The sequence below is a fragment of the Phenylobacterium sp. genome (assembly GCF_020253645.1).
Lineage (GTDB): Bacteria > Pseudomonadota > Alphaproteobacteria > Caulobacterales > Caulobacteraceae > Phenylobacterium.
Genome location: NZ_JADCBG010000184.1, coordinates 23,124 through 29,579 on the forward strand (window position 1 = coordinate 23,124; position 6,456 = coordinate 29,579).

Consider the following 6,456-nt stretch of genomic DNA (forward strand, 5'->3'; position numbering starts at 1 on the left):
TCCAGAGGGAGACACCCCCGTGAGCCAGGACTTGACCCAGGCGTCCGCCGCCGAGCTTTCCGGCCTCTACGCCGCCCGCAAGGCCTCGCCTGTCGAGGCCCTTGAGGCGGTGCTGGACCGCGTCGCCCGGCTGAACCCCGTACTGAACGCCCTGCCGCTGATCGATGCCGACAGCGCGCGGGCGCAGGCCAGGGCCTCCGAGGCCCGCTGGGCGAAGGGTGAACCCCTTTCGCCCATCGACGGGGTCCCGACGTCCGTGAAGGAGCTGATCAAGGTGAAGGGCTGGCCCCTGACCATGGCCAGCAAGCTGACCGACAAGGCCCCGCAGACAGAGGACGCCACCACCGTCTCCCGTCTGCGGGAGGCCGGCTGTGTCCTCTTCGCCACCAACTCGAGCCCGGAATACGGCTTCAAGGGGGTGACGGACTCGCCGCTCAACGGGATCACCCGCAACCCCTGGAACACCGAGCGGACGCCGGGGGGCTCCTCCGGCGGCGCCGGGGCGGCGGTGGCGGCGGGCTTCGGACCCCTGTCCATCGGCACGGACGGCGGCGGCTCGGTGCGGATCCCGGCGGCCTGCACGGGCCTGGTGGGGCTGAAGGCCACCTACGGCCGCATCCCCGCCTGGCCGGCCTCCATGCACGGGGACCTCGCCAACACCGGCCCCATGACCCGCACCACCCGGGACGCGGCCCTGATGCTGAACGTGCTGAAGGGCGCGGACGTGCGCGACCCCCAGGCCCTGCCGCCCACCGACGTCGACTTCGTCGCCGGCCTGGACCGGAGCCTGAAGGGGCTGAAGGTGGGCCTGGTCCTGAAGTTCGGCGACTTCTTCCTCGACCCCGAGGTGGAGGCCGCCGTGCTGAAGGCCGCCGAGCGGTTCCGCGCCCTGGGCTGCGAGGTGGTTCCCATCACCCCGCCCACCGAGAATGGCGAGACCGGGCAGGTCTTCGTCTCCCACTGGTTCGCCGCCCTGCAGCGCCTGCTGCAGCTCTATCCGGAGGCCCGGCACAACGAGTTCGACCCGGCCCTCTACGATCAGGCCAAAATCGGCGCCAAGCTGGACGTGAAAACCATCATCGATTCCCAGGTCCGCCGCCTCGAGATGGCCCACGCCTGGAACCAGGTCTTCGCCGACTACGACCTGGTCCTGTCGCCCACCATGTCGACCCTGCCCCCGCAGGTGGGACGAAACGTCCCAGACGGGCCGGACGGACGGCCCAACCCCTACTGGACCAATACCGCCATCTTCAACCTGACGCGCCATCCGGCGGTGTCGGTTCCCTGCGGGATCTCCAGCATCGGCACGCCCTTCGGCCTGCAGATCGCCGCCGCCCATTCCCGCGACGACCTGGTCCTGGCCGCCGCCGAGGCCTTCGAACGCCAGGACCCCCTGGCCTTCCCCCGCATGTGAGGAGCCTCGCATGGCCGTCTACAACGCCAGGGCCGCCCTGCCGGGCGGCGGTCCCGCCGCCTGGGGCGAACCGGTCCGCATCGCCTATGACCGGCGGGACATCCTGCTCTACGCCGTCGGCATCAACAGCCGGGACCTGAGGTTCATCTTCGAGGGTCACAAGGACTTCGCCGTCTTCCCGACCTTCCCCATCCGCTGGGGCGGCGCCGGGGCGGTGGTGGACCGCGCCGCCATCCCGCCTTCGCCCGGCCCCCTGACCATCGACGCCGAGCGCTACCTGGAGGTGGTGCGCCCCCTGCCCCTGGGCGGGGAGGTCAGCGTGGTCTCGCGCCTCATCGGAGCACACCCGCGCGGCAAGGGCGCCGGCTTCGTCGAGTACGAGAGCGAGGTGCGCAACGCCGAGGGCGAGGTCTGCGTGAAGATGGTCTCGGGCTCCTTTCGCCGGGGGGTCGAGCGGCTGGGCGACATTGAGCCCTTCGAGGGCGCCGGGACGACCTTCTCCGCCCCCGTGACGGTCCCCGACCGGGCGCCGGACGTGGAGACCGGGGCGCATATCCCGGAGAACCAGGCCGACATCTACCGCCTGTCCGGCGACTACAACCCCCTGCACATCGATCCGGAGGCGGCCCGGTTCGGCGGCTTCGACAAACCGATCCTGCACGGCCTGTGCACCTTCGGCCACTGCGCCCACCTGCTCCTCTCCGCCCTCTGCGACGGTGATCCTGCGCGCTTCCGCAAGATCAAGGTCCGCTTCTCCTCGCCGGTCCTGCCGGGCGACGATCTGAAGGTCCTGGCCTGGAAGGACGGCCCCGGCCGGGTGATCTTCGAAGCGCGGGTCGGCGAACGCACCGTCGTCTCCCACGCCTGGTTCGAGTACGCCTGAGGGCGGCCCTGACGCGGGGTCAGGTTTGGATGGTGTCTCAGTTTGAAGTTACGGTCACGGAGCGGCGAGGAGTCGCGCAACGCGGCTGTGATGTAGAGCCCAGGCCGCCGAGTCCGGGCTAATCTATTCGATCTTCTCTATGATATCTGCCAGACTTTGCACGGGTGCGTACAACTTCACGTGCTGGTCAAAGTCTACATCGTCGCCGAACGCGCCTCCAATGGCCGCACATATGCCCGATTGCCAACCGCCTGATCTGGGCACGATTGGACAAGCGATCTTTTAGAACCTCAATCAACAAACGCGCATTTGGGAGGGTCCGGTTACAAACGGCGTGGGTGAGGATCAGCCTTGTATCGGCGTCGATGGCCGTCGACGTCACACGTCGCCCGCATCCATCGGTACGGCCTTGGCCGAGCCGACGTTGCGCTACTTATACTATTTGAAAGACCAGATTTCGTCGCACTTGACCTTGGACGCCACAGCTTTGCGGTCCAGCTTTTCGTGCAGATCGAATGCGGCCTCGCCCGCGTCCTCCAACAGCTTCGTCACGGTGTGGATCGACATATCGGCCACCCGCGAAATCGAGCGCGGCGATGAGCCTTCGACCATCATGTTGAGGATCTGGGCGCGCTTCGCGAGAGGCAGCTTGATGCTATCTCTCTTGTCGTAAATTTCTCGCTTGGGAATCAAGCAATCGGTTCTGTTGTAAATTGTTCGTAGTGGCGATTTTTCTCTCCTAGGATGCCAAATCGGGCTTGCAATTTGGCGGGCGAAAGTTAAGTTATATGTTAATCGGAGAGGCGATAGAGGCCGCTAAGGCGGCCGGTCTTTTACATCCTGCGGCTCCAGTGGAGTCATGGGCTCCGAGACCAAGAGCGTTCCTCATGTGCCAACCGCTTCGGGAGGAGATCGACCAAGGCAAGGAGGATTTGGATGAGAAGGTGCGTGCCCAATGGGCTGCGTTGGAAGCCGCGATCTCGACGTTCATTGTGGGCGGCTACATCACGGACAAATTGGTGAAGCAACTTCAGCCGCCAAAGTTCGAACATTGGGAATTGATCAGCCGCGCGCCGAGGCCGGCGCTTCGCGTGTTCGGGAGGTTCGCTATGCCAGACGTGTTTGTTGGCACCCACGTTAAACCCCGCAAGGGGCTTGGCGGCATGTATTCGCCGCAATTCGAACATGAGAAGCTCGTTTGTGAAGATCATTGGAAGGCTGCTGGTCTGCCTGCCGACGGTTACTTCAGCGACCCACCACTGTTTCGCTACGAGTCGTACATCACGGAGAACGCATCAAGAAAGGTCAGAGTGCCGGAATGACCTACCCTTACGATATGGCGGTATTTGCCGCCCGAAACAGAGAGCGGGTCTACGAGGCTGTCATCAAGGCGCTGGAGCGGGCCGCAGAGGAGCGCGGTCTCAGCAGGAAGGACATTGCCGAGGCGATTGGGCGGAAGCCGTCACAGGTGAGCGCCTGGCTGTCGGGTCCTGCAAATTGGACGCTCGACACGGTGAGCGATCTCCTCCGCGCGGTTGATGCCACGATGGATTACGAGGTCGTGCGAGACGTGGACCGCGTCCCGGCCAACCTCAACCATGATGCAGGAATACCGCCGCTGCGCCCCGCGCCAAAGCCGCCGCAGCGTACGGATAGCGACGCGATTGCTCTCAAGTTTGAACATGCCCGGTAATTTGAAGCCCGGCGTAGTGGCCCTCTGTGATGCCGTCTACAAGGACGAGGCTACGAATAAGATTGTGATTGCGGGTCTCTATGCAGGCAATGTCATTACCGATGGCGCTCCAGACGATATGCGGTTTGCGCTCTACGCCGAGTTCGTCCTGCCCGATAACAATCCTCACGATCTCGATATCCAGTTCTGGATCGGTAAAGTACAAGTTGGGAGTGCACGTTCACAGGTCCTGCAACCACCAGAGGCCCCAAACGTTTCGCTGATGCTTAACCAGTTCGCGCTTCAAGGAACCATTCCAGGAACGCTAAGCATTAAGGCATGTCTAGATGGGGGTCGGCCTATCAAAATCCTTGAGAAGGACCTGCTACTTAGGTCTCCCACCGCGTAGCCGCAGCCCGCCACTCGGTCGCTGCTCGGCGGTCGGGCGAAAGCTTCAAAGCCGTAGCAGCGCCGCCCTTGTTGCCGACAGCGCTATGGTGGGGCTTGAAGGCATAGGTCCTCGTCACTTCCACTTCGCTAATGGCGATACATTCAATCAGGAGGGTATTGCCGATGACATCGGCATTGCGCTTCTAGCCTTGGGGTCCCTTGGCCACATGACCAACATGGCCGCGACTCGGCCTCGACGAAATGCTTGTCAACGCGGGCTGATTTCAAGTTGAGACACCACCCAGGTTTGACAGGAGGGCCCCGCCTCCCGGATGGTGGCGGAAAGCGCCGCGCCGCAGGGCCCGGTGACAGTCCGGAGAGGAAACCCATGTCCGCCAGCCGCTATCCGCTGATGTTCTCGCCCCTCGATCTCGGCTTCACCAGGCTGAAGAACCGGGTGCTCATGGGCTCCATGCACACGGGCCTGGAGGAGGCCTCCGGCGGGCTGTCGCGCATGGCCGCCTACTTCGCCGAGCGCGCCCGGGGCGGGGTCGGCATGATCATCACCGGCGGCATCTCGCCCAATGCCGGCGCGGGTCCGGGCGCACGCCTGTCGACGCCTGAGGAGGCCGAGGCCCACCGGGAGGTCACCGAGGCCGTCCACGCCGCCGACCCGGACGTGAAGATCTGCCTGCAGATCCTGCACAGCGGCCCTCTGGCCCGGACCCCGGAGGCCGTCGCCGCCTCGGCGGTGCGCTCGCGGATCGGCGCCTTCACGCCCAACGAGCTGGACGAGGACGGCATCGAGCAGCAGCTCTCCGACTTCGCCCGCTGCGCCGCCCTGGCCCGCGAGGCCGGATACGACGGCGTCGAGATCATCGGCTCGGCCGGCTATCTGCTCTCGACCTTCCTGGTGGAGAAGACCAACCGCCGGACGGACCAGTGGGGCGGCCCCTTCGAGAACCGCATGCGCTTCCCCGTGGAGGTGGTGCGCCGGGTGCGGGCGGCCGTACCGAAGGACTTCATCGTCATCTTCCGCATCGCCGCGATGGACATGCTGGAGGGCGGCATGTCCTGGGACGAGGTGGTCACCCTGGCCAAGGCCATCGAGGCGGCCGGCGCCAACATCATCTCCACCCACTTCTGCTGGCACGAGGCGCCGGTGCCGACCATCGCCACCATGGTGCCCCGCGCCGCCTTCACCAGCGTCACCGGCCGCCTGCGCAAGGAAATCGGCGTGCCGGTCATCACTTCGAACCGGATCAACATGCCCTCGGTGGTCGAGGAGGTCCTGGCCCGGGGCGACGCCGACCTGGTCTCCATGGCCCGGCCCATGCTGGCCGACCCGGACCTGGTGAAGAAGGCCGCCGAGGGCCGCGAGGACGAGATCAACACCTGCATCGCCTGCAATCAGGCCTGCCTGGACCACACCTTTACCGGCCGGATGACCAGCTGCCTGGTCAATCCCCGGGCCTGCTACGAGACCGAGCTGGTCTATGAAAAGACCACCGCGCCCAAGTCCGTCGCCGTGGTGGGAGCCGGCCCGGCGGGCCTGGCCTACGCCACCGTGGCGGCCGAGCGCGGCCACAGGGTCACCCTGTTCGAGGCCTCGGGCGAGATCGGCGGCCAGTTCAACCTGGCGAAGAAGGTCCCGGGCAAGGAGGAGTTCTCCGAGACCCTCCGCTACTACGCCCGGATGATCGAGGTGCTGAAGATCGACCTGAGGCTGAACACCCGGGCCGACGCCCGCAGCCTGGTCAACGGCGGCTTCGACGAGATCGTCATCGCCACCGGCATCACCCCGCGCACCCCCGACATCCCGGGCATCGACCACCCCATGGTGGCCAGCTACGTCGACGTCATCAACGGCAAGGCGAAGGTCGGCAAGAAGGTCGCGCTGATCGGCGCGGGCGGCATCGGCTTCGACGTGGCCGAGCTGGTCAGCCACGCCGGGGTCTCGGCCTCCATGGACGTGGACGTCTTCGCTGCAGAGTGGGGCATCGACTTCAAGAACCATCCCCGGGGCGGCGTCACCGGCGTGGTTCCCCACGTGGAGAAGGCCGACCGCACCGTCACCCTCCTGCAGCGCAAGGCCGA

General features: G+C 65.6%; 7 protein-coding genes. 5 read left to right on the forward strand and 2 right to left on the reverse strand.

The annotated features are described in order from the left end of the window. The first annotated feature begins 19 nt into the window (after nucleotides 1–19). Both INE98_RS12230 and INE98_RS12235 read left to right on the forward strand, forming a co-directional pair. Nucleotides 20–1,414, forward strand: coding sequence for an amidase family protein (locus INE98_RS12230; protein ID WP_293539207.1), 1,395 nt, complete (start codon nucleotides 20–22; stop codon nucleotides 1,412–1,414). Nucleotides 1,415–1,424: 10 nt separating this feature from the next. Beyond that, nucleotides 1,425–2,297, forward strand: coding sequence for a MaoC family dehydratase (locus INE98_RS12235; protein WP_293539208.1), 873 nt, complete (start codon nucleotides 1,425–1,427; stop codon nucleotides 2,295–2,297). Between the two features lie 438 nt (nucleotides 2,298–2,735). Here the strand turns inward: INE98_RS12235 and INE98_RS12240 are convergent, their stop codons facing one another. After that, complete coding sequence (locus tag INE98_RS12240; RefSeq protein ID WP_293531778.1) at nucleotides 2,736–2,990, reverse strand: hypothetical protein; 255 nt, start codon at nucleotides 2,988–2,990, stop codon at nucleotides 2,736–2,738. A 194-nt stretch (nucleotides 2,991–3,184) separates the two neighbouring features. On the opposite strand from INE98_RS12240, the gene INE98_RS12245 reads away from it, so the two are divergent. Both INE98_RS12245 and INE98_RS12250 read left to right on the forward strand, forming a co-directional pair. Continuing rightward, a complete protein-coding gene (locus INE98_RS12245) occupies nucleotides 3,185–3,619 on the forward strand; it encodes a hypothetical protein (RefSeq protein ID WP_293539209.1) in 435 nt (144 codons plus the stop codon). Then, nucleotides 3,616–3,990: a helix-turn-helix transcriptional regulator gene (locus tag INE98_RS12250; protein WP_293539210.1), complete on the forward strand. Its 375-nt coding sequence runs from the start codon at nucleotides 3,616–3,618 to the stop codon at nucleotides 3,988–3,990. Before INE98_RS12245 ends, INE98_RS12250 begins: the two co-directional genes overlap by 4 nt. Here the strand turns inward: INE98_RS12250 and INE98_RS12255 are convergent. Then, nucleotides 3,968–4,195, reverse strand: coding sequence for a hypothetical protein (locus INE98_RS12255; protein ID WP_293539211.1), 228 nt, complete (start codon nucleotides 4,193–4,195; stop codon nucleotides 3,968–3,970). The genes INE98_RS12250 and INE98_RS12255 overlap by 23 nt on opposite strands. A 552-nt stretch (nucleotides 4,196–4,747) precedes the next feature. Between INE98_RS12255 and INE98_RS12260 the strand changes: the two genes are divergently transcribed. Next, on the forward strand, nucleotides 4,748–6,456 hold a 1,709-nt coding region (locus INE98_RS12260), incomplete at its 3' end, for an NADPH-dependent 2,4-dienoyl-CoA reductase (RefSeq protein WP_293539212.1).

Bases quoted from the DNA above. Each gene is read 5' to 3' on its own strand.
- INE98_RS12235 (WP_293539208.1), top strand. From the start codon at position 1,425: ATGGCCGTCTACAACGCCAGGGCCGCCCTGCCGGGCGGCGGTCCCGCC.
- INE98_RS12245 (WP_293539209.1), top strand. From the start codon at position 3,185: ATGTGCCAACCGCTTCGGGAGGAGATCGACCAAGGCAAGGAGGATTTG.
- INE98_RS12250 (WP_293539210.1), top strand. From the start codon at position 3,616: ATGACCTACCCTTACGATATGGCGGTATTTGCCGCCCGAAACAGAGAG.